Annotated in this window: 17 protein-coding genes; 16 read left to right on the top strand and 1 reads right to left on the bottom strand. The window is 70.1% G+C overall.

Translation table 11 applies throughout. From position 1 onward, the window contains the following. Positions 1–4: 4 nt before the first annotated feature. The 7 genes from WME97_RS13785 (at position 5) to WME97_RS13755 (ending at position 8935) form a co-directional block, all read left to right on the top strand. Positions 5–1081, top strand: coding sequence for a DUF4340 domain-containing protein (locus WME97_RS13785; RefSeq protein WP_437552359.1), 1077 nt, complete (start codon positions 5–7; stop codon positions 1079–1081). A gap of 487 nt (positions 1082–1568) precedes the next feature. After that, on the top strand, positions 1569–3356 hold the full coding sequence (locus tag WME97_RS13780) for a fatty acyl-AMP ligase (protein WP_437552358.1): 1788 nt from the start codon (positions 1569–1571) through the stop codon (positions 3354–3356). Continuing rightward, positions 3343–4227, top strand: a complete 885-nt coding sequence (locus WME97_RS13775) for a class I SAM-dependent methyltransferase (RefSeq protein ID WP_437552357.1) — start codon at positions 3343–3345, stop codon at positions 4225–4227. Before WME97_RS13780 ends, WME97_RS13775 begins: the two co-directional genes overlap by 14 nt. 3 nt (positions 4228–4230) lie before the next feature. After that, positions 4231–4482 (top strand): acyl carrier protein, encoded by a 252-nt coding sequence (locus tag WME97_RS13770; RefSeq protein WP_437281439.1) that lies wholly within the window; start codon positions 4231–4233, stop codon positions 4480–4482. Beyond that, complete coding sequence (locus WME97_RS13765; protein ID WP_437552356.1) at positions 4479–5354, top strand: acyl-ACP desaturase; 876 nt, start codon at positions 4479–4481, stop codon at positions 5352–5354. The genes WME97_RS13770 and WME97_RS13765 overlap by 4 nt, the downstream gene beginning before the upstream one ends. Positions 5355–5391: 37 nt before the next feature. Beyond that, complete coding sequence (locus tag WME97_RS13760) at positions 5392–6717, top strand: beta-ketoacyl-[acyl-carrier-protein] synthase family protein (RefSeq protein WP_437552355.1); 1326 nt, start codon at positions 5392–5394, stop codon at positions 6715–6717. Between the two features lie 67 nt (positions 6718–6784). Next, positions 6785–8935: a thioredoxin domain-containing protein gene (locus WME97_RS13755; protein WP_437552354.1), complete on the top strand. Its 2151-nt coding sequence runs from the start codon at positions 6785–6787 to the stop codon at positions 8933–8935. Positions 8936–9213: 278 nt separating this feature from the next. On the opposite strand, the gene WME97_RS13750 is transcribed toward WME97_RS13755, so the two are convergent. Next, positions 9214–10899 (bottom strand): OmpA family protein, encoded by a 1686-nt coding sequence (locus WME97_RS13750; RefSeq protein ID WP_437552353.1) that lies wholly within the window; start codon positions 10897–10899, stop codon positions 9214–9216. Between the two features lie 353 nt (positions 10900–11252). On the opposite strand from WME97_RS13750, the gene rpmH reads away from it, so the two are divergent. The 9 genes from rpmH (at position 11253) to WME97_RS13705 (ending at position 21634) form a co-directional block, all read left to right on the top strand. Continuing rightward, positions 11253–11402, top strand: a complete 150-nt coding sequence (gene rpmH, locus WME97_RS13745) for a 50S ribosomal protein L34 (protein ID WP_061605775.1) — start codon at positions 11253–11255, stop codon at positions 11400–11402. 10 nt (positions 11403–11412) lie between these two features. Next, positions 11413–11958, top strand: a complete 546-nt coding sequence (gene rnpA, locus WME97_RS13740; protein WP_437552352.1) for a ribonuclease P protein component — start codon at positions 11413–11415, stop codon at positions 11956–11958. Positions 11959–12033: 75 nt separating this feature from the next. Beyond that, a complete protein-coding gene (gene yidD, locus WME97_RS13735) occupies positions 12034–12417 on the top strand; it encodes a membrane protein insertion efficiency factor YidD (RefSeq protein WP_437552351.1) in 384 nt (127 codons plus the stop codon). A 156-nt stretch (positions 12418–12573) separates the two neighbouring features. Then, positions 12574–14358 (top strand): membrane protein insertase YidC, encoded by a 1785-nt coding sequence (yidC, locus tag WME97_RS13730; protein WP_437552349.1) that lies wholly within the window; start codon positions 12574–12576, stop codon positions 14356–14358. Further along, positions 14351–14914, top strand: coding sequence for a protein jag (locus WME97_RS13725; RefSeq protein ID WP_231864816.1), 564 nt, complete (start codon positions 14351–14353; stop codon positions 14912–14914). The genes yidC and WME97_RS13725 overlap by 8 nt, the downstream gene beginning before the upstream one ends. Before the next feature lie 321 nt (positions 14915–15235). Beyond that, a complete protein-coding gene (gene rplS, locus WME97_RS13720) occupies positions 15236–15589 on the top strand; it encodes a 50S ribosomal protein L19 (RefSeq protein ID WP_437552348.1) in 354 nt (117 codons plus the stop codon). A 279-nt stretch (positions 15590–15868) separates the two neighbouring features. Next, positions 15869–17062, top strand: a complete 1194-nt coding sequence (locus tag WME97_RS13715; RefSeq protein WP_437552347.1) for an FHA domain-containing protein — start codon at positions 15869–15871, stop codon at positions 17060–17062. Positions 17063–17290: 228 nt separating this feature from the next. Next, positions 17291–19432 carry an FHA domain-containing protein gene (locus WME97_RS13710; RefSeq protein WP_437552346.1) on the top strand — a complete coding sequence of 714 codons (2142 nt, stop codon included), beginning with the start codon at positions 17291–17293 and terminating at the stop codon, positions 19430–19432. A 42-nt stretch (positions 19433–19474) separates the two neighbouring features. After that, positions 19475–21634 (top strand): protein phosphatase 2C domain-containing protein, encoded by a 2160-nt coding sequence (locus WME97_RS13705; protein WP_437552345.1) that lies wholly within the window; start codon positions 19475–19477, stop codon positions 21632–21634. Positions 21635–21733 lie beyond the last annotated feature (99 nt).

Genomic DNA, 21733 nt, shown 5'->3' with positions numbered 1-21733 from the left:
AGCCATGAAGACCGAGCACAGAATCTACATCGCCCTCGCCGTCCTCGCGCTCCTCGGCCTCGGCGTGTACTTCACGCAGAAGAAGCAGAAGGACGAGCTCGCCGCGCACTCGGCGACCGCCGCCACGGCGGATCTGCCGAAGGTGGGGGTCTCGAAGGAAGACGTCGAGAAGGTCACGAAGATCTCGATCAAGAACGCCGACAAGTCCGACGTGACGCTCGAGAAGAAGGGCGACACGTGGGAGGTCACGAAGCCCGTCAACGCCAAGGCGAACGCGGCGAACGTGCGGAGCCTCCTCGACAACCTGAAGGAGCTCAAGCTGAAGGAGGTCATCGACCGGACGAGCGGCACGTACCCTCAGTACGAGCTCACCGACGAGAAGGCGGTCCACGTCGTCGCGTACAAGGGCGAGGAGAAGGCGCTCGACCTGTACTTGGGCAAGAGCGGCTCGCGCGGGCAGATGGCGCGCGTCGACGGGCAGGACGGCGTCTACGTCGCGGGCGGCTACTCGAGCTACCTTTACACGCGGGAGCCGAAGAACTGGCGCGAGACGTCGATCCTCAAGTTCGAGGACGAGAACGCCATCCAGGTCTCGGTCGAGAACAAGAACGGCCTGTTCAGCTTCTCGAAGAACGACGACAAGTGGGCCGGCACGTTCGCTCAGCGCGACAAGGGCGGCAAGCTGGGCGCGGCCTCCGCGAAGTGGGAGAAGTTCGACGAGGCCAAGGTGAAGGACCTGCTGCGCGCCTACAAGAACCTCGGCGCGGAGGACTTCGGCGACGAGAAGTCGGACACCGGGCTCGACGCGGCGGCCTCGAACGGCGGCATCATCACGATCAAGCTGAAGGACAACGCGGGCGACTTCACCGTCAAGGTGGGCAAGATCGCGAAGGGGTCGAGCCGCTACGCCACGAAGGAAGGCGGCGACGGCACGATCTACGTCCTGTCGTCGTGGTCGGCCGACTGGGCCCTCGCAGAGCCGAAGAGGTTCGAGAAGACCGAGAAGAAGGACGACAAGAAGGGCGAAGACGCCCATGAAGATGAGGCGGCGGGCCACATGGGCCTGGACGACGCCGAGTAGCAGGCGACGTCGCGTGTGAGAGCGGGAGGCGCTGGGAGACCGGCGCCTCCTTGCATTTTGTGCGCCCGCCTCCCCAAGCCCGTCGGCGAGACAACCTCAACCTGGGTCGGCGCCGGCAACCTCAACCTGGGTCGGCGCCGGCAACCTCAACCTGGGTCGGTGCAATCCAATCGGCCCGGTGTGGCTCTCGCGCCACGCGAACCTCGATTCGCACTCAGGGGCCGATGTGACGAATATTCGACGCACTCTGCGCACGATTTTTCGTCACCTATGACCCTCGCGCCCGGGGGAATCAGAGGCGTTCACGGCGGAATCAAGCCCAAACCCTGGATTCCCGTGTTTTCTGTTTGCCCTGGCTCGATTTTCGCTTATGGCTGCGCTCACTCAGGTCCCCCGCTGTCCTTATTGGACGGATCACTACGTCCGGCCGACCTGAGCCGCCAGAGAGCCTATGCGCACGTTCGTCGAAGTCCTTCAGCAGAATTCGGTGCACGCCGACCGCGCAGTCACGTTCGTTCGCAGCTCCGGGGAGGAGCGGGCGATCAGCTATGCCGAGCTCTGGCTCGAGGCGAAGCGCCGAGCGTACGCGCTTCGCAAGCTCGGGCTCCGCAAGGGCGACCGCGTCGCGCTGATCCTGACGGAGGCCGACGAGTTCGTCCTGACCTTCGTGGGCGCGCTGACGGCAGGCATCGTCGCCGTCCCGATGTACCCGCCGCAGTCGCTGGCCAAGCTCGAGGCGTACGGCGAGACGGTGCAGCACATCCTCGAGGCGTCAGGCGCCAGCGTGCTCGTCACGAACGAGCAGCTCAAGGAGATGATCGACGCCTACCTCGCGGCGAACGGAGAGAGCCGTGAGGCCCTGCCAGGCCTGCGCGTCGTCCTCGAGCGCGATCTGCGCGCTGGCGATGGGTTCGACGCGTCCGAGGCATCCCACGCGGCCGAGCCCTGGCGCGTGTCCCTCGACGACCTCGCGTTCCTGCAGTTCACTTCGGGGAGCACCTCGCGGCCGAAGGGCGTGATGGTGACCCACCGCAACCTGACGGTGAACAGCCACGCCATCATGTTCGACGGGCTGCGCTCCACGCCGGAAGATCGCGGCGTCAGCTGGCTGCCCCTCTACCACGACATGGGGCTCATCGGCTTCGTCATCGCGCCGCTCTACGCGCTCGTGCCGGTGATGTTCCTGCCGACGACGGCGTTCATCCGCCGCCCCTCGCTCTGGCTCGACGCGATCCACAGGTTCCGCGGCACGATCACCTTTGCCCCGAACTTCGCCTTCGCCCTCGCCACGCGCGCCGTCACCGACGCGCAGGCGGGCAACTGGGACCTCTCCTGCGTGCGCGCGCTCGGGTGCGGCGCCGAGCCGATCCAGGCCGACGTGCTCCGCGCGTTCCTCCGCCGCTTCAGCGAGCGGGGGCTCCGCCCGGAGAGCATCCTTCCCTCGTACGGCATGGCCGAGGCCACGCTGGCGATCACGTTCAGCGACCTCAAGGCCCCGCTCACCACCGACCGCGTGGACGCGAAGGCGATGCAGGCCGGCAAGGCGTGGCCGGCGAACGGCGGCGCCTCGCTGGAGCTTGTCTCCTGCGGTCGCCCCCTCCCCTGCCACGAGCTCATCGTCGCGGGCCCCGACGGATCGCCGCTCGGCCCGCGTGAGGTCGGGGAGATCTGGGTGCGCGGCCCGAGCGTCGCCGCCGGCTACTTCAACGAGCCAGAGGCGACGGAGGCCGCGTTCGGAGGGGGCTGGCTGCGGACAGGCGATCTCGGCTATACCGTCGCCGGCGAGGTGTACCTGTGCGGCCGCTCCAAGGACCTCATCATCCTGGGCGGCAAGAACTACTTCCCCCAGGACATCGAGCGCATCGCGTCCTCCGTCGAGGGGGTGCGCGACGGCCACTGCGTCGCGTTCTCGTGCCTCACCGCCGAGGGGGCCGAGCGCGCGATCGTCGTCGCCGAGGCCAAGCGGAGCGTCGCCGGCGTCGCGCAGGCGATCACCCAGGCCGTGCGCTCCCAGCTCGGCGTGCAGCTGTCCGAGGTCGCGCTGATCAAGCGAGGGACGCTGGCGAAGACGTCGAGCGGGAAGGTGCGGCGCCGCGAGATGAAGCGGCGCTTCGAGGCCGGCGAGCTCGAGGTCGCCTCGGACATTGACGAGGGCGCGACGCCCTCTCCCCATGGCGACGTGGTCCGCGCGGGCGGCCCTGTGTCGCGAACCGAAGGGGGCCGCGCGGGCGGCGCCCCGGCACGTGTCGAAGGAGTCATCGATGGGATCCAGTAAGGCCGAGGTCGAGGTCAGCTACGACGTCTCGAACGAGTTCTTCAGGCTCTGGCTCGACGAGCGCATGAACTACACCTGCGCCGTCTACGAGTCCCCCGAGCAGTCGCTCGAGGCCGCGCAGCTGAACAAGCTCCGGATCCTGTCGGACTTCGCCAAGGCGGGGCCCGGGAAGAAGGTGCTCGACATCGGCTGCGGCTGGGGCGCGGCGCTCGAGTACGTGGCCACGGCGCGCGGCGTGACGCGCGCGGTCGGCGTCACCCTGTCCACCGCGCAGGCCGCCGAGGTGAACGCCCGGAAGATCCCCGGCGTCGAGGTGGTCGGCGGCGACTTCCGGACCTTCGCGACGGCCGAGCGGTTCGACAGCCTCATCTCGATCTGCATGATCGATCACCTGTGCTCGCCGGAGGAGGCGCGCCAGGGCAAGGCGATCGACATCTATCGGGCTTACTTCAAGAAGGCCTGGGAGCTCACGAACAAGGGCGCCTGGTTCGGCCTCCAGACCATCCTCCGCAACCGGACGCCGCGGATGACGCCCTGGGGCGGGCTCCCCGCCGGCACGAGGAAAGAGCTGGAGGACATCTACTTCGTCACGAAGGAGATCTTCCCCGGCGGCCTGAACCCTCGGCTCGAGGACATCATCCAGGCGGCGAACCCCTACTGGGAGGTGATGCAGGTCAACACGCGGCGCGAGCACTACCAGCGCACCACCGCGGAGTGGCTCCGCCGCCTCAAGCTGAACGAGAAGACCATCCGGTCGACGTGGGGGGACAAGGTCTTCGACGACTACGATCGTTACCTGTCGACGTGCGTGAACGCGTTCGACAAGCACTACAGCTCCCTCGCTCAATACGAGCTTCGCAGGATCGACTGAACCATGACGGACAAGACCAATCTGCTCGAGATTTTCAAGACGGTTGCCGCCCGGGTGGACAAGCGCGAGTTCCCCAATGTCACCGCGGCGTCTGTGATCACGGAGCTCGGCATCGACTCGCTCTCGATGATGCAGATCGTGGGAGAGATGGAGACCGAGCTCGGGATCATGATTCCGGACGAGGATCTGGTCGAGCTCATCACGGTGGGCGACCTCTGCAAGAAGGTCGGAGAGCGGCTGGAGGCGATCGTATGAGCCGGCTGGAGGAGAAGATCTTCCAGGAGTACATGACGTTCTTCGAGAAGGCGGAGCGCGAGCGCCGCTGGAACGTCTTCCAGGACATCCCGTGGGAGCGCGTGAACAAGGAGGCGAGCGAGGAGCTCGCCCTGTGCGCGGAGACCTTCTGCTCGGTCGAGATGTACCTGCCCGACTACGTGGCGAACGGCATCAACCTCGTGCGGAAGTACTTCGGCCAGGCGTGGTTCCAGGCCAACTGGGCCTATGAAGAGTCGAAGCACTCGCTCACGCTGATGCAGTACCTCCTGCGCTCCGGAAAGCGCACGGAGGAGCAGCTCAGCGATCTGCAGCACCAGATCTTCGCGAAGAAGTGGGACCTCCCGTTCCACACGCCGCGACAGATGACGTTCTACGGCTGCGTGCAGGAGATGGCGACGTTCGTCATCTACGTGAAGCACCGGGAGCGGGCCGCGACGGAGGGCGACGAGTGCCTGCGGACGATCTACGACTACATCGCCCGCGACGAGATCGCCCATTGCCGCTTCTACCAGAGCGTCGTCAAGGTGCTGCTCGAGGAGGACCGGCCGGGGACGCTCGCGGACATGGCGCACGTGTTCGCGAACTTCGAGATGCCCGGCGTCGGGATCGTCCCGGACTACGACTCGCGCATCCTGAAGATGCGCGAGGCCGGCGTCGACCGGAACGTGTTCATCCAGAAGGTCTACATGCCGATCCTCAAGTACCTCGGCGTGAACCGGCACGAGATGCTCGCCGCCCAGCGCACCGCGCTCGATCTTCGCCGCGGCGGTGAGCGCCGTGACCCCTCGATCGAGGGCCTCGCAAACGCTCCCAACCTGGACAACACTGCGCCCCAGGCGCTGTCCGCCTGAACCTTCCACCTCCCCCCCAACGAGCAAGAGCAGTCCGATGCGAAGGCGCGTCGTCGTGACCGGGATCGGCGCCGTTTGCCCGCTGGGCAATGACGTCGCGACCACCTGGCAAAACCTCCTCGCCGGCCGATCCGGCGTGGACTACATCCGCGATTTCCCCGTCGACAGGCTCCGCAGCGACATCGCAGCCAGCGTGAAGGGGTTCGATGTCGGGAGGTACCTGTCGCCCAAGGAGGCGGAGATCTATGGCCGCGTGACCCACTTCAGCCTCGCGGCCGCGGTGGAGGCGCTGCGCGAGGCCGGCATCGTGCCGATCGAGCGCGCCTCTGGCGCGGAGGACGAGGCGGCGGAGCGCGCGGGCGCGCGGGCACAGGGCGCGCCGCTCGCCGCCGCGGCGCCGGCGAGCGGCATCGACCGGACCCGCGTTGGGTGCCTGATGTCCACGGGCATGGGGTCGGTCGAGATCTTCGAAGAGCAGGTCGGCAGGAGCGCGGCGCGCGGTCCGCGGGCCGTGTCGCCCTACTTCATCCCGGGGGTCATGCCGAACGGCGCGGCGGCGCTCATCTCCATGCGCTACGGGCTCATGGGGCCGTCGTACAACCTCGCGAGCGCGTGCGCGACGGGCACGCACTCGATCGCGACCTCGGCCCTCATGATCGAGGCGGGCGAGGCCGACGTGATGGTCGCGGGGGGCGCCGAGGCCGCGACGCGGCTCAACACCGTCGCGGGGTTCGGCAATGCGAAGGCGCTCGCCAGGGCCGTCGACGGCGACCCGACGCGCGCGAGCCGCCCGTTCGACCGGCGCCGCCAGGGCTTCGTGATGGGCGAGGGAGCAGGCGCGCTCGTGCTCGAGGAGGAGCAGCACGCGCTCGCGCGCGGCGCGAAGCCGCTCGCCGTCGTGGCCGGCTTCGGGATGACCACGGACGCGGAGCACCTCACGCGGCCTCACTCTTGGGGGCTCGGGCTCGCGCTCGCGCTGGAGCGCGCCCTCGCCAGAGCGGGCACGGCGCCGGAGGCGATCGGCTACATCAACCCGCACGCGACCTCGACGCCGCAGGGCGACGCCGCCGAGGTGCTCGCGCTGCGGCGCGTGTTCGGCGAGCGCCTCGCGCGCATCCCGATCTCGGCGACCAAGTCGATGATCGGGCACCTGCTCGGCGGCGCCGGCGCCGTCGAGACGATCGCGGTCGTGTGCTCGCTGCGCGACCAGCTGCTGCACCCGTCGATCAACGTGGATGAGCTCGATCCAGAGTGCTCCCTGGACGTCGTGAGGGAGCGGCGGGCGGTCGATCTGCGTCACGCGGTGAAGTGCTCGGCGGGCTTCGGCGGGCACAACTGCGCGCTGGTGCTGGAGCGGGCGTAGCGCCGGCGACCGCGCCACGGCTGGCGGACGGCTGGCGGCCCCCCGCGCCCGGCCCTACGTGGGGCCCATGGCAGCCCACAAGAACAGGCTCGCGAGCGAGTCGTCGCCGTACCTCCTGCAGCACGCGCACAACCCGGTCGCGTGGTACCCGTGGGGCGCCGAGGCGCTCGATCTCGCTCGTCGAGAGGACAAGCCGATCCTCCTGTCCATCGGCTACGCCGCCTGCCACTGGTGCCACGTGATGGAGCGCGAGTCGTTCGAGGACGAGGCGATCGCCCGGCATATGAACGACCTCTTCGTGAACATCAAGGTCGACCGGGAAGAGCGGCCCGATCTCGACCACATCTACCAGCTCGTCGTGCAGCTCATGGGCCGGAGCGGCGGCTGGCCGCTGACGGTGTTCCTCACCCCGGATCAGCGCCCCTTCTTCGCGGGCACGTACTTCCCGCCGAAGGACGCGCTCGGCATGCCCGGCTTCCCGAAGGTGCTCGACAAGATCGCCGACGCCTTCAGGAACCGGCGCGACGACGTCGAGCAGCAGGCGCAGGAGATCACCGAGGCCATCGAGCGCGCTCAGCGCGCGCCGGCGCGCGCTGCAGGTATCGTCGCGCCCGCGTCGTCCGATCTGCTCCGGCGCGCGTCGCGGCAGCTGCTCGCGCGCCTCGACCCCCGCCACGGCGGCATCGGATCGCGGCCGAAGTTCCCGAACACGATGGCGCTCGACGTGCTGCTCCGCCGCGGCGTGCTGGAGGGCGATCGCGTCGCGGCGGAGGGCGTCGAGCTCACGCTGGACAGGATGCGGGACGGCGGCATCTGGGATCACCTGCGCGGCGGCTTCCACCGCTACTCGACGGACGAGCGCTGGCTCGTGCCCCACTTCGAGAAGATGCTCTACGACAACGCGCTGCTCCTGCGCCTCTACGCCGACGGGTTCCGCGCGTTCAAGAAGCCGATCTACGCCGAGACGGCGCGCGAGATCGTCGGCTACCTGTTCGCCGAGATGCGCGACCCGGAGGGCGGCTTCTACGCGTCGCAGGACGCCGACTCCGAGGGGCGCGAGGGCAAGTTCTTCGTGTGGACGCTCGATCAGCTCCGCGACGCCGTCGGCGAGGATCAGCTCGCGTACGACGTGGCCCGCCTCGTCTTCGGCATCAGCGAGGAGGGCAACTTCGAGGACAGCGGCGCGACGGTGCTCTCGCAGCACCGCACGCTCGAGCAGGCCGCGGCGGTCATCGACGACGGCGCGGCAGGTGCCGCCTCGACCCACCTCGATCGGTGCCGCGATGCGCTCGCGCGCGCCAGGGTCGCGATGCTCGCGGCGCGCGACGCGAGGCCTCGACCGGCGCGCGACGACAAGGTGCTCGCGAGCTGGAACGGGCTGCTCATCGGGGCGCTCGCCGACGCCGGGCGCGCGCTGGACGAGCCCGCCTGGGTCGACGCCGCGGCGCGCGCCTTTGCGCTGCTCGAGCGGAAGCTCATCCGCGGCGGCCGCGTCGGCCGTTATCTCAAGGACGGCGCGCCTGCAGGCGCGAAGAGCGAGCAAGGCGGCTCCGGGGCGGCCGTGGGCGACGTCCGGCCAGGGTTCCTCGACGACCAGGCGTACCTCGGGAACGCGGCCCTCGACCTGTACGAGGCCACCTCCGACCCGCGCTACGTCGACGTCGCGCGCGCGATCGCCGACGCGATGATCGCGCACCACTGGGACGAGGCCGCGCCCGGGTTCTTCTTCACGCCGGACGACGGCGACGCGCTGATCGCGCGCACGCAGGACATCTACGACCAGGCCGCGCCCTCGGCCGCCTCGATGGCGGCGCTCCTCTGCCTGCGCCTCTCCGAGATCGCCGACGAGCGTTACCGCTCACCGGCAGAGCGGCAGCTGGACGTCCTCGCGCCGACGGCGCTCGAGAACTCCTTCGGTCTCGGCCAGACCGTGTGCGTGCTCGACCGCCTGACGCGCGGTGCAGTGACGGTCGTTGTGGTCGGCGAGGCGGGCTCGGCGTCGGCGGCCGAGCTCGCGCGCGAGGCGTTCAAGGCGTACCTGCCGAACCGGGCGATCGTGCTCGTGGACCCGGCTCGGCCGGAGAGCGCCGCGGCGGTGAAGGTCGTCGCCGAGGGCAAGCCCGCGCGCCCTGACGGGGCGGTCGCCTACGCATGTCGCGGGCGGACGTGCTCGGCGCCCGTCACGACGGCGGCCGACCTCAAGGCGCTGCTGGCGTAACGCGGCACGCGCCGAGCTCGCACGGGCCGCGATCCGGCGCGCCTCCGCAGGTGCATCCAGACACCGGGCCCGGCGCGTGGGTCTGCGCGCATCCACGTCCGACGCCTTCGGCGCGGGCGTCGCTCGGAGCGCAGACCTCCACGTCGAGCCTCGAGTCGTCGTCGAAGTCCGTGACGAAGGTGCAGCTGCAGCGGTAGGGCGTGCCCTGCTCAGGGCGGCACGCCGGCGAGAGCACCACGCACAGCAGGGCTCCCGCGCGCGCCGCCCGGATGGGCCACCTACGGCGTGACGGTACCGCCACCCTTGTCGCCGCCAGCCTTGTTCCCGCCCGTGGTGCTCTCGCGGATGTGGAACTCGACGCGCCGGTTCTTCTGGCGCCCGGCCTCGGTGTTGTTGTCGTCGATCGGCCGCTTCGGACCAAAGCCCGCCGCCGTGAGCCGGGCCGGATCGATGCCGCCCCGCTCGATCAGGTACGTCCTGACCGAGTGAGCGCGATCGTTCGAGAGCTTCTCGTTGAGCTGGTCCGAGCCCCGGTTGTCGGTGTGGCCCTCGATCGCGACGAGCGTGATCTCGGGGTTCACCTTCAAGAGCCGGACGACCTCGTCCAGGATGCTGTAGCTGTTCTGCAGGATCCTCGCGCTGCCGGTCGCGAACTGCACCTGCTTCAGGATCTGGATCTCGCTCGACCCCGTGATGCGGCGGATGAACTGCGGGCAGCCGTTCTTCGTCGGCTCGGGGCTCGGCTGGCCCGGCTCCTTGGGGCAGGCGTCCTTCGCGTCCGGGATGCTGTCCTCGTCGGCGTCGTCCTCAGGGCAGCCGTCGGCGTCGTTGATCTTGTCGAAATCCTCGGGCTGATCCGGGCACTTGTCGCTGGTGTCGGGGATGCCGTCGCCGTCGCGATCGGGCAGCGCCGGGCAGCCGTCGTCGGCGTTCGGCGGCTTGCCGTCCTCGGGATCGGTCGGGCAGAGATCAATGTCGTCCGGGAGCCCGTCCTTGTCCGTATCCGCGGCGCGCGGCGGGACCGCCTGGAAGCGCCTGCCAGGAGACATGGGCTCGACATCCTTGATACCGAACGAGTAGCCGGCGACCGCGACCATCCGGAAATCCGGCGCGTAGCCGCCCGACAGCCGCGTCCCGGCGCCGACCCCGAGCCACCCCTTCTTCCGCTGATCGAGCGCGAGCCGCCCCTCGGCCATCCACTCCAGCGGCGTGTTGTCGCCGGTGAACGTCGTGTCGCGGCCGAGGCCCGTCGATCCGAAGATCTGCGCGCCGAGCCGCAGCGCCCCGTTCCGCAGCGGGAGGAAGCCGCCGATCCCCCACCTCCACTCGTTCGTCACGGTGAAGTCGTTGAGCGATGAGTACGGACGGAAGTGCACCCCGGTGTTCAGGACGAAGAACATCGACTTGAGATCGATCTCACCCGAGAGCCCGATCATCGCGCTCGCGGCGTTGTCGCCCGAGAACGAGAGCTTGCTGCCGGTAGGCACCCACGCCGTCGCGTTGGCGCCCAGCTTGAAGAAGCGATCCTCGGTGCGGTACAGGATCGCCCGCCCGTCGAGCCGGATGTCCATGAGCGCGGCGGTCGACGGGCTCGCCGCGTCCTCTGCGCCGGCGACGCTCGGGTCGTTCGTCGGGTTGCTCGTCTGGAGGGCGATGATCGGTAGCCCCAGCTGGAGCGAGAAGCGGTCGAGCAGCTCGACGCCCCCGTTGAAGTAGCCGATGAGCTGCGAGGACACCGGCGAGCCGTGTTCCCTGCTGAACCGCCCCGCGGCCTGCTCGTCATTCAGCATGTTCTCGACCCGGAAGGGATTGAGGCCGAGGCCGAGCCCGAACTGCCCGAAGAAGCGCGTCTCCGGCGCCACTTGCGGTCGCCAGAGCGCGATCGAGTCGTCGGGAGCGCCGGCCATGTAGAGCCGGTCCAGGTAGAACGTTCTCGTCTGCGCGCTCACAGGGAGCGCGCTCAAGAACAAGGCTCCCGCCGCAGCAGCCGCCAGCGCGCGTCGCTTGACGCCCCGTGCGGGCGCGTGCTGCTTTTCCCCCTCATGTCCTCCGGTGCGCGTCAAATTCCCTCCTGTGACCCGCTTTTGAACGACCGTTGCGGTCGATCGGAGGCTACACGCTAACCCAGGCCTCTAGAAAGGTGAGAGAGAACGGCGAACGTGGGCAAGGCGCGTAACCGTGCGCGTAACCGCGCATCACCGCGCGTCACCACGTCGTCTGGTGTTGACCTGGGCCAAATGCCGTGCTTTCTTGCGCGCCCGCTTGACGTGCGGCCAGGATGCCGCCGTTCGCGCTCCAGACCGAAGGACCACCAGCCATGAAGCGCACCTACCAGCCCCATAACACCCGCCGCGCCCGGACCCACGGCTTCCGTGCGCGTATGGCGACCGCCGGCGGTCGCAAGGTCATCAACAACCGCCGCCGCAAGGGCCGCGCCCGGCTCGCGCCCAGCATCTACAAGAAGTAACGCGGCGGTGATGGCGCCAGCGCAACCGCGCTCGTCGGCGTCCTCCTCCACGTTCCCGCGCGAGCGCCGCATTCGCAGGCGGGCAGAATTTGTCCGCATCCAGAACGGTGGTCATCGCGTCAGCACCCGCCACCTGCTGCTCCTCGTCGCGGCCCCCACCGAGGGCGCTGCTCGCGGCGAGGCCCCCCGCGGCACGAAGAGCGCTGCCGCGCCTGTCCCATCGGGGGCGCCTCGCCTGGGCCTCGTCGCTTCGCGCAAGGTGGGCGGCGCTGTGGCGCGCAACCGCGCGAAGCGCCTGCTCAGGGAGGCGTTCCGGAGATTCCCGGAGCTCTTCCCTGAGCGCGTCGACATCGTGGTGATCCTCCGCACTGGCGCCGGCTCGCTCGGCCTCGATGACGTCCTCACGGAGCTTCGTGGCGTGGTTCCGGTGCTCCGCCGCCGGGCGAAGGAGGCGCTCACCGCCGCGTCGCGCGCGCGAACGGAGGTCATGGCCGAGCGCAGCGCAGGCGATCCGCCAGCGGCCGCGCCAGACCAGACTGACCCGACCGACGGCTAGAAGGAAGATGGCGCGGCATACCTTGCGCCGTGGTGCGCTGGGCCCCAAGCTCCTCGCTCTCTCACGGCTCACCGCATGCTGGCGACGCTCCTCCTCGCGCTGATCCGCGCCTACCAGATGACGCTCTCCAGGCTCATCGTGGCGTTGATGGGCCCGGTCTGTCGGTTCGAGCCCTCCTGCTCGCGCTACGCCGCCGCCTGCATCGTGGACCATGGGGCGCTCCGGGGGAGCTTGCTTTCGCTCAAGCGACTGTGTAGGTGTCACCCGTTTCATCCAGGCGGGTTCGACCCTCCGCCACCACCTCGTCTTCACCGTGCCGCGGCTGCCCGGATGCCGCGTCAACGGGACGCTGACCCGCGGGATACGACACGCTGTTCGTCTACTGGCGCGGAGCTCGCCTCGCGCGCCTCATCCCCTTGTCGAGCGGGCTTCAGCGGCCGGGTCACCCTCATGGACTAATCCCGCTCGGCCATCGACAAGGCCCCCTGCGGCACGGCGCCCGACACGCCGCGGAGCGGAGCCCGCACGGAGCGACCCTGGGCAGGCTCGTGAGGCGTCACGAGACGCCCGCAGCGAAGGGCGCGGCTCGAGATCCTGGGATCGACGAAGGACTTCATGGAACGCAGCAATATCGCCAAATGGCTGTTCCTCGGCCTCGCCATCATCCTGTTCTTCCAGTTCGGCAAGCCGCTCCTCTTCGGTGAGGGCGCGCCGCAGCTCCAGCCGCTCGACGTCAACGACAGCACGGCCCCCGCCGAGCGCGCGCCCGCGGAGACGTGCGTCATCGACGGAGATCGCTTCAAGGCTGAGCTGTCGACGCAGGGCGGGTCGCTCCGGCACCTCTGGATGACGGACCCGAAATACACGACGGGGAACGGCGAGCGCAGGCCGATGGACCTGGTGACGACCTCGCTCGAGTCGCGGATGCCTCTCAGGACGGACCTGCACCTGCCTGGCGGCAGTGCGCAGCAGGTGCCGTTCGACGACCTCGACTGGAAGCTCTCGGCGCAGGACGGCAAGAGCTGCACGTTCACCTACGCCGACAGCGCGACGAGGCTCACCAAGGTCGTCGCGGCCACGGGGCGTCCCTTCGAGCTCTCGGTGCAGATGACGGTCGAGAACCTCGCGCAGGAGCCGCGCAAGCACCGGCTCGCCGTCGAGCAGACCGCGTGGCGGACCCAGAAGGAGACGGAGGGCCATCTCGGCCTGATCTCCGAGTGGATCACCGAGACGGTCGCCGCGACCGACCAGAAGACCGAGCGTCAGCTCCCCGACGCCTTCGAGCCCGGCGACTTCAAGGACCCGGAGTTCACCGCCGAGCGCTGGCGGCGCACCCCGGGCAACGCGCGGTTCGCCGCGGTCTCCAGCAGCTACTTCAGCAAGATCGCGATCCCGCTGGAAGGGCCAGGGCAGCCCACGGCCGAGACGCAGATCGAGGACGTCTGGGATACATCGAAGTTCCAGGACAAAAGCAAGGACCCGAGCTTCGGGCACGTCTATCGCGCGCGGCTCGCCTATCCGGAGCACGAGCTCGCGCCCGGCGGCGCGGTGACCTACAAGCTCCTGTCCTTCACCGGGCCGAAGGAGCGCGAGCTGCTCGCCGCCGTGGACCACGGGGCGAGCGAGGTCATCAACCTCGGCTGGTTCTCGCCGATCGCGAAGCTCCTCGTCTCGTACCTCTACGTCCTCTACGGCGCCGTGGGCAGCTGGGGCTGGGCGATCGTCCTGCTCACCATCACGGTCCGGCTCCTGCTCTTCCCGCTGAGCATCCAGCAGATCAAGAGCGCCGCGGCGATGCGCAAGCTCAAGCCGGAGATGGATGAGATCAACGCGAGGTACAAGGACGACGCCGCCCAGCGCGGCCTCGCGATGCAGGAGCTCTGGCGCAAGAACAAGGTCGCGAACCCGGTCGTCGGCTGCTTCCCGATGCTGCTCCAGATGCCGGTATGGTTCGCCCTCTACACCGCGCTCCAGACCGCGGTGGAGCTCTACCACACCCCGTTCGGCCCCGTGATTCCGGACCTGTCGGCCCCGGGAAAGTACTTCATCATCCCCATCGTCCTCGGCGGCTCGAGCTTCATCCAGCAGAAGCTCATGCCCCCGCAGGGCGACCCGGCGCAGCAGAAGATGATGCTGTACCTGATGCCCGGCATCTTCACCGCGATGATGCTCTTCCTCCCGGCCGGCCTCGGCGTTTACATGTTGACGAACACCTGGCTCGGCATCGGGCAGCAGGTGCTCGTCGAGCGCTACCTGAAGGCGAAGAACGAACGGGCCGGCGGCATCCAGGTGCGAGAGGTCGCGAGCGCGGAGCCCCAATCCGCGATGAAGAAGACTCCGGGCGACGACGACAAGTCGGCCCCTGCTCTCGGAAAGGGAAAAGCACGTGTCCGTGGATAGTGAAGTTGCCGAAAGGGGAATCGACGCAGCGGACGTCGATGTCGATGCCGAGGCGCAGGGCGCTGGCGACGCGGCCGAGTTCGAGGAGGACGGGCGCGCCGACGTCGCGCTCGACTTCGTCATCGATGTGCTCGCGGCGATGGGCATGGACTGCACCGTCGACCTCCTCGAGAACGAGGAGGAAGATCCGCCCGAGGAGATCCGGCTCGAGATCGAGGGGAAGGACGCGGGCCGCGTGATCGGCAAGAAGGGGCAGACGCTCTCGGCGCTGCAGTTCCTCGCCAACCGCGTGATCAACCGGCCGGGCAAGAAGCGGCGTCATGTGATCATCGACGCCGAGGGCTACCGGCAGCGGCGCGAGGACACGCTCTCTTCCATGGCGCGCAGGCTGGGCAAGCAGGCAGTCGAGGAGGGCAAGATCATCACCTTCGAGCCGATGAACCCGCAGGACCGCCGCGTCGTCCACCTGGCGCTGGCGAAGTTCCCGGGCGTCGTCACCAAGAGCGACGGCGAGGGCGAGGCCCGCCGCGTGCAAATCATCCCCGTTCGCCGCTGAGGCAGCAGGCCCGGCACGAAGCGCGCGCATCAAGAGCGACTGCGCGACTGCGCCGCTGCCGGCGTTGACACCGGATCGCCCGCATGCATAATGCCGCACCTCTCCGGTACCCCCCGGGGAGGTGCGCGGGCACGCGCTCGCGCCCATGTTCTCCCGGAACCGCAACCGGGTTCCATCTGCGTTCATCGCGTGAAGCACGAGGGCCGCGCGCGGCCCCCGCTCCGCCGGACGCAGTCAACGAACGGCGGCGGCCCAGCCCCCTTGAGCACGGGCACGGGACCGCGAAGACGGATCCCCGACCCTTTGAAGGATTGACCGACCATGCAGACCTCGAACATCCTCGCGAAGATCGAAGCTCCCCTGTTCCGCGAGGGGATCCCGGATTTCCGGGTCGGCGATACGGTGCGCGTCCACTACAAGATCGTCGAGGGCGAGAAGGAGCGCATCCAGGTGTTCCAGGGTGTCGTTCTGAAGCGCCACCGCGCCGGGGTCCGGAGCACCTTCACCGTGCGCAAGGTGAGCTTCACGGTCGGCGTCGAGCGCATGTTCCTCCTCCACAGCCCCCGCATCGACAAGGTCGAGATCGTCTCGCGCGGCGTGGTCCGCCGTTCGCGGCTCTTCTACCTGCGCAACCTGGCAGGCAAGGCCGCTCGCGTCCGCGACGCAAAGGATTGATCCCGCCGGCCGGCACACCGGCCGCGAGGAGAGCGCTCCCGCAGCGCAGATTGCCAGGGGGACAGCCGGCTCCCTGGCTCGATCGCGCGCGCAAGCATCCATGGCACAGCGCGGAAGCAGCTGCACGCTGGGCGGTGACGCCTGCATGCGCGCGCACGCACCGCGTTGCCGGCCTGTAGCAAGGGTTCCCGCATACTTCTTCCTTGATCCTCGGCCGAGCGGCCACGGTATGCTCGCGGCGGCGGTGCCCCGGCGCCGCGAAACCCGAGAAGGATCACCATGCTCTGTCCGCGTTGCGGTGCGCCCGCGACCCCCGCCGATAAATTCTGCGCTGTGTGCGCCTCGCCGCTCACCCCGTCCGGGCCTGGAGCGTTCGGGGCTCCTCCGCCGCCGCCGCCTCCTCCGCCGTTTCCTGCTCCGGGCTTCGGGGCGCCCCCCGAGCCTCCCCCGAACTATGGCTCGCCGAGCGGCGGTTTTGGTCCGCCCCCGCCGGCGCCTTTCGGGGCTCCTCCAGGCTCGCCTCCCGGGTTCCCGCCGGCGCCCGAGGGCGGCCCGGCCGGCTTCGGTCCGCCTCCGCCCTTCGGGCCGCAGCCTGGTGGTTACGGGGCGCCCCAGCCGCCTCCTCCGGTGCCGCTGAAGCCGCCGCCGTTCCCGCCGGAGCCGCCGATCTACGGCGCGCCGGGCGGCGGCTATGGCTCGGCCCCGAGCTTCCCGGAGCAGCAGGGCAGCTATCCCGGCCCTCCGCCCCCGCGGCCCGGCTTCGGCCCGCCCCCGCAGCCCGGCTTCGGCCCGCCCCCGCAGCCTGGGTTCGGTCCTCCCCCGCAGCCGCAGGGCGCGCGCTGCGTGCAGGGGCACGCGATCCCGGCGGGCGGCTCGTTCTGCATGGAAGGAGGCCACCCGATCGCCCTCGACGGCATCCAGATGAGCGGCGATCCCTTCAACCAGACGGCCTATGCGCCCAACCAGCAAGGGGCATCCGCGCCGCCGCCGATGCCGCAGGCGAGCGGCAGCGGAGCCTACGGCGAGCCGCCGCAGCCACAGCAGAACATCGCCCCGCCGGGCCCGCCGCCCGCGTACATCCCGCCTCCTCCCGCGGTGCGCCCGCCGACGCCGGCGCCGCCGAGGGCCGCGGGGCAGGAGAGCCGCCGCACCCTCGCCGGCTTCCTCGTCAGCTTCCAGGACGACGCGCTCGGCAGGTTCTGGCCGCTCTGGCAAGGCAAGAACATCGTCGGCCGCGCCGAGACAGGGCAGAAGGTCGACATCGAGATAGCGCATGGGACGACCTCGACGCATCACGCGACGGTCGAGATCGACGGAGGTCGGATCGTCCTCGCCGACCTCGGCTCCACCAACGGGACATTCCACAACGAGGAGGCGATCGGCTTCCAGGGCCGACGCGAGCTGCGCGATGGCGACAAGATCCGCTTCGGCGGGTTCAGCGTCATCCTGCTCAGCGTGGCCGCGCGGGCCTGACGGGCCCATCGCACGAGGAGAGGCGTTGCCGAGCCTGGCCCCCCTTCCCCCGCGACGTTCGACCGGCACCTGGCGCCCCGCCAGGCTGCGTGAAAACCAACCGGATAGCCGCCGCCAGCGCGCGGCGGCCGCCCCGCTCGCGCAGGGAGCGCTCCTCGGCTCCCTCGCGCCCGCTGGAGATCCCCACGCATGACTCCCTCTCATGACGCGACTCGCCCGATCCACTCCATGAGCGCCTCCGCCCGTCGCGGCAGGCGCGAGGGCAAGGCCCTGCGCTGCGCGAGGCTCCTCGCGCTCGCGGCCGCTGTCCTCGCGCTCCTCGCCGGACAGCGCCGCGCCGAGGCCGCGCCCGAGGCGCACGTGCTCCGCATCGACCCGCGCGCGAGCACCGTGGACGGCTCGCCCGTGCTCACGACCGTGCTCGAGGTCGTGCAGAACAAGCGACTCAGCGACCTCACCCGCAACTGCGCCGCGCTCACGGGCAACGCGAACCTCGATTGCGTCGCCGATGCGATCGAGCAGCCGTCGGCGCTCTACTCGTCGTTCGACTTCCCGGACAAGAACGCGATCCTCTCCGTCACGGTCGACGGCACGGATCTGCCGGCGAAGTTCGAGTCGAAGGCGCGGTGGGGCGACAGCGCCGGTCAGCCGGGCGTCGGGACGGCGTGGCTCATCCTGATCGACGCCGCGTCGAGCATGGGCAACCGCTTCGACGAGGCGAAGGCGGTCGCGAGCGCGTTCGTCAACGCGATGCAGCCGAACGACATCGTCGACGTGATGTTCTTCAACGATCGCGGCATCGTCGAGGACTCGAAGTGGGTGAGCAACAAGCAGGCGGCGGCGCAGGCGATCGCCGGCGTCGCGCGCACCTACCCGACGCAGGGCCGCACGCGCCCGCTCTTCACGATCATCAAGAACGCCGCCACCGACGCGTTCAAGGAGCTCGGCAACGCAGGTCAGGGCGTCCAGGTGCCGATGCACCAGGCGATGGTGGTCCTCTCGAACGGCTCCGCCGGCGCGGATCCCAGCTCGACCGCCGCCGCGTCGAACCTCCTCCGCGAGTACCTGACGAAGGGGCGGTTCCCCGAGAACAACGACGTCCTGCCGAAGACGCCGGTGCCCGTCATCTCGATCTGGTTCCCGAGCCAGCTCGTCGAGGAGTTCACGGCGAACGCCCGCGAGTTCATGGAAGGGATGGCGAACACCGAGATCGGCGGCTTCTTCAGCGTGGTGCGGGACGGCCAGCAGCGGCGCGCGGCCAACATCGTCAACGCGATCCGCACCCGCTTCAACAAGATGCACATCGTGAAGTGGCGGGTCTCGTGCGTCGCGCCGAGCATCACGCAGACGTTCAAGCTCGCCTTCATCAACACGGATCCGCCGATCGCGGGCGACGCCACCTTTCAGAACGTCCCCGTCGGCATCGATCCGACCGCGTGGCCGCTCGACATCGACCGCGACGCGACCGACCGCGCGGCGAAGAAGACGCCGATCTACCCCGGCGGCACGGTCAAGATCTTCGGCAACTTCTGCTGGGGTGGCAACGCGCAGCGGGCCGAGATCTACATGGTCCCGAAGAACCAGGCCGCGCCGCAGTCGCTGCAGGGCGGGAACCTCGAGGACGCGAAGAAGGCCCAGCGGACGCTGATCGAGGGCGGGATGCGCGGCAAGGCGGTCTCGGCCGGCGACAGCGTCGTCGAGTTCGAGCTCCCGGACACCGACAAGTTCCTCGTCGGCAAGGGCGACCAGATGACGGCGCGCCTCATCATCTACGACAACCAGGCGCGGCGGACGAGCGCGGTCACGGCCGACAAGATCGTCACGCTGAAGGCGAAGGAGGCGCCGCTGCCGTACCTGCTCATCGGTGGCGTGACCTTCGGCGGCGTCGTCATCGTGCTGCTCCTCGTCTCCATCTTCCGCGGCGGCGGGAAGCGACGCGGCGGCACGGTGGCGGCCGCGCCCCCGAGGCCCATCGTGGCCGGGAGCGGGCCGCCTCCGCCCTACGCGCCCGCGCCGCCGCCTCCGGGCGACTTCGGCTATGGCGGCGGGCCGATGATGGGCCCTCCCATGGGCGGGGCCAGCCGGGCGACGCTCTCGGGCCCGGCGGGCATCTTCACCGTGCACCCCGGCGCCGAGGTGCGCGCCGGGCGCGACGGCGCCTCGTGCCTGATCGCGCTGTCGGAGCCGCGCGTGTCCGGCACCCATGCGAGCGTGAAGCTCGAGGCCGGCCAGCTGTTCGTGCGGGACGAGAACTCCAACAACGGGACCTACGTGAACGGCCAGCGCATCGCCGCGGCCGTGTGGACGCTCGTGCCACCCGGCGCGTCGTTGCGGTTCGGCCCCGTCGAGTTCAGCGTCCGTTTGGAGTAGCGTGTCCGGGGCCCGTTCTCGCGCCCCGAGCGACGCCCCCCCATGATGCCCCCGACCGAGTCCTCCCCGCACCTCAAGATCGAGTTCGCCCAGGCCAGCGATGCTGGTCGGGACCCGAACAAGCAGGTCAACGAGGATGCCTGCGGCTACGCCGAGACCAAGTTCGGTTACCTGTGCGTCCTGTGCGACGGCATGGGCGGACACTATGGCGGCAGCGAGGCGAGCCGCACCGCCATCACGACCATCTTCGAGATGATCGAGCGCACGCCCGCCACCGTGGATCCGAGCGGTGCCCTCAAGGCCGCGATCGAGGAAGCGGGGCGCCGCGTCTACCAGCTGGGCGGGCCGCCGGAGAACCGCGTCCGGCCTGGCTCGACCGTCGTCGCGATGGTCCTCCACGATCGCGGCATCGACGTCGCGCACGTCGGCGACAGCCGCGCGTACGTGATCCGGAGCCACCAGATCTACCCCCTCACGCGCGACCACTCGATGGTGCAGGGGATGATCGACGCGGGCATGATCACGGAGGCGCAGGCGATCGGCCACCCCGACGCGAACAAGATCACGCGCGCGCTCGGGATGAGGCCGGAGGTGGAGGTCGAGGTTCGACCCGAGCCGATGGAGCTCTACCCGGGAGACGTGCTGATCCAGTCGAGCGACGGGCTCACCGATCTCGTGCTCCCCGGCGACATCCTCGGGTGCACGCGGCAAGCGCTCGCATCGGGCTCGGTCGATCACGCGTGCCGGATGCTCGTGCAGCTCGCGAACCACCGCGGCGGTCACGACAACATCACCGTCCAGATGGTCCGGGTGCTCGAGACGGGCAGCCGCTCGCTGACCATCGCGCACGGGCCACCAGGGGCGGCTGGCCCGGGCGACGGCGTCAATCCTGCGCGCGCTTCACGCCCTCAGGAGACCGTCGCGATGACCCGGTCCGAGGCGGCGGCGATCGGCCAGCAGCTCGCCACGAGCACGCCGCTCCCCCACGGCCATGGCGCTCCTGCGGCAGCGAGCGGCGCGGCGGCGGGCATAGCGGCCGCGGGAAACGCCCCGGCGCCGTACCCGGCGTCCATCAACAACGCGATCACCGTGGTCCCGACGGGCTCGCCCGACACGCCGCGCCCTGCGTCCACCAGCGACGCCGTCACCGTGATCCCGGCTGGCTCCACCGGCGCGCCGGGGCTGCGTCCAGCGTCCCCCCGCTCCGCGGCGAGCGCGGCCTCGACCGGCTCCGACAACGTGCCGGCCGTCGCGCCGACGGCCACCGACAACGTGCCGGTCGTCGCGCCGACGGCCACCGACAACGTGCCGGTCGTCGCGCCGACGGCCACCGACAACGTGCCGGCCGTCGCGCCGAGCGCCGCCCATGGCGCGCCGGCGCTTCGCCCCACCACCGTCGACAGCGCGCCGGCCGTGAGCCCCACGGCCACCGACGAGCTGCCTCCCGTGGCTCCGGCCGCTGCCCCCAGCGCGAAGGCCGTGAGCCCCACGGCGGCCGACGGCGGGTCGGCCATGACGCCCACGCCGATGGACTCCGCGCTGGCGCTGCCTCCAACCGTGCCAGGCGCCCATCCCCCGGTGGCTTACCCGAACGCGCCCGACGCGCCCGCCGTGCTGTCTCCCCTTCCCCTGAGCGCTCCTGCGCCGGCTCCGATGGGCCGCGTCGCGGCCCTTCAGCCTGGTTCGTTCGGAGCGCCGCCTCACCCAGGCGCCGCTTACGGCGCTCCGCCCCACCCCGCCGTCCCCTACGGCGCTCCGCACCCTCCTGGCGCCGCCTACGGCGCGCCGCCCCCTCCTGGCGTCCCTTACGGCGCACCGCACCATCCTGGCGCCGCCTACGGCGCGCCGCCTCACGTCGGCGCCGCCTATGGTGCGCCTCTTCACGCGACCGAGCAGGATGTTCCGCCGCCTTCGGTGGCCTTCCAGGGGCACAACCCAGCAGCGCCCGGTGGTCCCCCGGTCGCCGCCGCCCCGCCCCCCCACCTCGCGCCCGCGCCGCTGCATGCTCACGCGTACGCCGCGACCGGCCCGCGCCCCGCGCCAGCACCGAGCTTCTCCGGACCTGTCTCGTCCTCCGGGGCATCGAGCGTGCCGAGCACCGTGCGCGCCCCGCGCGGCGTCTACATCGCCCTCATCGCCTCGGCCTCGGCCGTGATCCTCGTGCTGGTCGTCTTCCTGCTCTGGAAGCTCCTCGGCAGCTGAGCGCGGAGCGGAAAGGACGCCCCCCACCCACCGCCCCGCACGGATGAGCGGAAACCGCGACGGAGACGAGCGAGAACGAGGACCGAGCTCGGCTCACTC

The organism is Sorangium sp. So ce367, from assembly GCF_051520455.1.
Classification (GTDB): Bacteria; Myxococcota_A; Polyangia; order Polyangiales; family Polyangiaceae; genus Sorangium; species Sorangium cellulosum_B.
This window is presented reverse-complemented; position numbering and strand designations above follow the sequence as displayed.

Bases quoted from the DNA above. Each gene is read 5' to 3' on its own strand.
- rnpA (WP_437552352.1), top strand. From the start codon at position 11,413: ATGGCGCCAGCGCAACCGCGCTCGTCGGCGTCCTCCTCCACGTTCCCG.
- yidD (WP_437552351.1), top strand. From the start codon at position 12,034: ATGCTGGCGACGCTCCTCCTCGCGCTGATCCGCGCCTACCAGATGACG.
- WME97_RS13785 (WP_437552359.1), top strand. From the start codon at position 5: ATGAAGACCGAGCACAGAATCTACATCGCCCTCGCCGTCCTCGCGCTC.
- WME97_RS13705 (WP_437552345.1), top strand. From the start codon at position 19,475: ATGATGCCCCCGACCGAGTCCTCCCCGCACCTCAAGATCGAGTTCGCC.
- WME97_RS13775 (WP_437552357.1), top strand. From the start codon at position 3,343: ATGGGATCCAGTAAGGCCGAGGTCGAGGTCAGCTACGACGTCTCGAAC.
- yidC (WP_437552349.1), top strand. From the start codon at position 12,574: ATGGAACGCAGCAATATCGCCAAATGGCTGTTCCTCGGCCTCGCCATC.
- WME97_RS13755 (WP_437552354.1), top strand. From the start codon at position 6,785: ATGGCAGCCCACAAGAACAGGCTCGCGAGCGAGTCGTCGCCGTACCTC.
- WME97_RS13715 (WP_437552347.1), top strand. From the start codon at position 15,869: ATGCTCTGTCCGCGTTGCGGTGCGCCCGCGACCCCCGCCGATAAATTC.
- rplS (WP_437552348.1), top strand. From the start codon at position 15,236: ATGCAGACCTCGAACATCCTCGCGAAGATCGAAGCTCCCCTGTTCCGC.
- WME97_RS13770 (WP_437281439.1), top strand. From the start codon at position 4,231: ATGACGGACAAGACCAATCTGCTCGAGATTTTCAAGACGGTTGCCGCC.
- rpmH (WP_061605775.1), top strand. From the start codon at position 11,253: ATGAAGCGCACCTACCAGCCCCATAACACCCGCCGCGCCCGGACCCAC.
- WME97_RS13760 (WP_437552355.1), top strand. From the start codon at position 5,392: ATGCGAAGGCGCGTCGTCGTGACCGGGATCGGCGCCGTTTGCCCGCTG.
- WME97_RS13765 (WP_437552356.1), top strand. From the start codon at position 4,479: ATGAGCCGGCTGGAGGAGAAGATCTTCCAGGAGTACATGACGTTCTTC.
- WME97_RS13710 (WP_437552346.1), top strand. From the start codon at position 17,291: ATGAGCGCCTCCGCCCGTCGCGGCAGGCGCGAGGGCAAGGCCCTGCGC.